Source organism: Stenotrophomonas sp. YIM B06876 (assembly GCF_030711595.1).
Classification (GTDB): domain Bacteria; phylum Pseudomonadota; class Gammaproteobacteria; order Xanthomonadales; family Xanthomonadaceae; genus Stenotrophomonas.
In genome coordinates this window covers 1-2,591 of record NZ_JAUJUJ010000073.1, presented here as the reverse complement: position 1 = coordinate 2,591, position 2,591 = coordinate 1, and the positions used below count along the sequence as shown (strand labels likewise).

The following is a 2,591-nucleotide window of genomic DNA, read 5'->3' as shown; positions in this document are numbered from 1 at the left end:
GCCGGCGCCGACAGCATCCGCCGGGCGCATGCGGTCCAGCCCGTCACCGCACTGCAGAGCGAGTATTCCCTGTGGTGGCGCGAACCCGAGAAAGAGATCCTGCCGCTGCTGGAGGAACTGGGCATTGGCTTCGTGCCCTTCAGCCCGCTGGGCAAGGGTTTCCTGACGGGCGCGATCGACGCGCAGACCGCGTTTGGCGCGACCGACTTCCGCAACACGGTGCCGCGCTTTGCGCCGCAGGCGCGCCAGGCCAACCGCGCTCTGGTCGATGCGCTGGCCGGGATTGCCGCGCGCAAGCAGGTCACGCCGGCCCAGCTGGCGCTCGCCTGGCTGCTCGCGCAAAAGCCATGGATCGTGCCCATCCCCGGCACCACCCGGCTGCAGCGTCTCGAAGAAAACGCCGGAGCCGCGTCGGTGGTGTTGTCGCCGGACGACCTGAAGGACATCGAGGCGGCCGTCTCGAGCATTCCGGTCCAGGGTGCGCGCTACCCGGCGGACCGGCAAAAGCTCGTGGGCAGATAAGGTCGCTTGCGTGCCCAGACCACTGAATTCCTGAAGGAGAGAGAAGCAATGCAAAAACGTCAGCTTGGACGCAGCGGGCTTGAAGTCTCGGCGCTTGGCCTGGGCTGCATGGGCATGAGCGCCAACTACGGCCCACCGGGCGACCAGCAGGAGATGGTTGCGCTGATCCGTGCGGCCGTCGAGAAAGGCGTCACCTTCTTCGATACGGCCGAAGTCTATGGCCCGTTCGCCAACGAGGAACTGGTGGGCGAGGCGCTCGCGCCCTTCAGGGGCCAGGTGGTGATCGCCACCAAGTTCGGCTTCGACCTCGACCAGGCGACCGCGCAGCGCCGCGGCGGCCTGGACAGCCGGCCCGAGCACATCAAGGCGGTTGCCGAAGCCTCGCTGAAACGCCTGAAGATCGACGCAATCGATCTGCTCTACCAGCACCGCGTGGACCCGGCCGTGCCGATCGAGGATGTGGCGGGCACGGTCAAGGACCTGATCGCACAAGGCAAGGTCCGGCACTTTGGCCTGTCCGAGCCCGCTGCGGCCACGGTGCGCCGCGCGCATGCCGTGCAGCCGGTAGACGGCGGTGCAGAGCGAATACTCTCTGTTCTACCGGGGCCCGGAAGCCGACATGCTGCCGCTGCTTGAAGAGCTTGGCATCGGCTTCGTGCCCTTCAGCCCCCTGGGCGCGGGCTTTCTGACCGGCAAGATGGACGAGAACACGCGCTTCGACAGCTCCGACTTCCGCTCGCGTGTTCCGCGCCTGGCACCCGAAGCGCTCAAGGCGAACCTGGCGCTGGTCGATCTGCTGCGCGCAGTGGCGCAGCGCAAACGTGCGACGCCCGCGCAAATCGCGCTCGCATGGCTGCTGGCGCAAAAGCCGTGGATAGTGCCCATCCCCGGAACGACCAAGCTGCATCGGCTCGCGGAAAACCTGGGCGCGGTGGCAGTCGAACTGAGCGCCGACGACCTGCGGATGATGGATGCGGCCGCGGCTAAGGTCAGGGTGCAGGGTGCCCGCTTGCCCGAGGCGGTGCTGCGGATGACGGCCGGCTGATCGCCGTGGGAAGGGAATGGACCATGCCCCTTGTCATTGTTGTGATCGGAGCCGGCTCCACGGGCCACCTCTGAGCGGCCCGCGCCGACCGCGGGCGTGCAGGCGTCGGCGGATTCGTACAACGGTATCAGCGCCGTCCGATGGACGCAAGCGCCCGCAACTGGGACGATTTCAGCCATCTCATGGCACGGAGACCGAAATGCAGAACCCAAGCTCGACCCTCGTAGACCTCGAGACAAAGTTTTGGCAGTCGATGGTGGACCAGGAGACCGATGTGGCGCTGAGCCTGCTCTGCGAGCCGGCGCTCATGGTCAGCGCGCACGGCGCCATGAAATTCGACCATGTGGGCTACCGCCAGATGGCCGAGCACGGCTCCATGGTGGTCAAATCATTCGAACTCAGCGACATGGAGGTCGTGTTTCCGAACGACGCGACGGCGATCCTTTCCTACCGCGTCAAGCAAGGTGTCGCGCCGCGCGGCAAGGGCGCCACCACGGCACAGGAGATGCGCGACACCTCGACCTGGGTCAAGACCGACCACGGCTGGCGCTGTGCCATGCACACCGAAACGCCGATCATGGCCCGCTGAGCCGGTGGCGCGATGTGAGCCGACGCCCGATAGTCGCCAAGCCAATCCGATCTGCCGCCTGAGTCGGCGCCAGACCGAGGGGCAGCGAGCGATATCGAGATCCTCAAGTCTTCAGGAGAAACGAAATGGCCAGCAAGAACACGATCTGTCTGTGGTACGACGGCAGCGCCCTCGACGCCGCAAAGTTCTATGCCGAAACATTCCCCGACAGCGCCGTCGGCGCCGTCCACCGCGCACCGGGCGACTATCCCGACGGCAAACAGGGCGATGTCCTCACGGTCGAGTTCACCGTCGCCGGCATCCCCTGCCTCGGGCTGAACGGCGGCCCGCATTTCAAGCACAACGAGGCGTTCTCGTTCCAGATCGCGACGGACGACCAGGCCGAAACCGACCGCCTGTGGAACGCGGTCGTCGGCAATGGCGGCCAGGAAAGCG

General features: G+C 66.3%; 3 protein-coding genes and 1 pseudogene. All 4 read left to right on the top strand.

The window, feature by feature from the left end:
• Nucleotides 1-522 (top strand): aldo/keto reductase (locus tag QZH66_RS14515; protein ID WP_305806642.1); only part of this gene is annotated, 522 nt, incomplete at its 5' end.
• A 48-nt stretch (nucleotides 523-570) separates the two neighbouring features.
• A pseudogene (locus QZH66_RS14510) lies at nucleotides 571-1,567 on the top strand (aldo/keto reductase).
• A 199-nt stretch (nucleotides 1,568-1,766) separates the two neighbouring features.
• Nucleotides 1,767-2,156 carry a nuclear transport factor 2 family protein gene (locus QZH66_RS14505; protein WP_305806641.1) on the top strand — a complete coding sequence of 130 codons (390 nt, stop codon included), beginning with the start codon at nucleotides 1,767-1,769 and terminating at the stop codon, nucleotides 2,154-2,156.
• A 125-nt stretch (nucleotides 2,157-2,281) separates the two neighbouring features.
• Nucleotides 2,282-2,591 (top strand): VOC family protein (locus QZH66_RS14500; protein ID WP_305806640.1); only part of this gene is annotated, 310 nt, incomplete at its 3' end.

What these genes read in the sequence shown, in the direction of transcription:
- QZH66_RS14505 (WP_305806641.1), top strand. Translation starts at nt 1,767, where the DNA reads ATGCAGAACCCAAGCTCGACCCTCGTAGACCTCGAGACAAAGTTTTGG.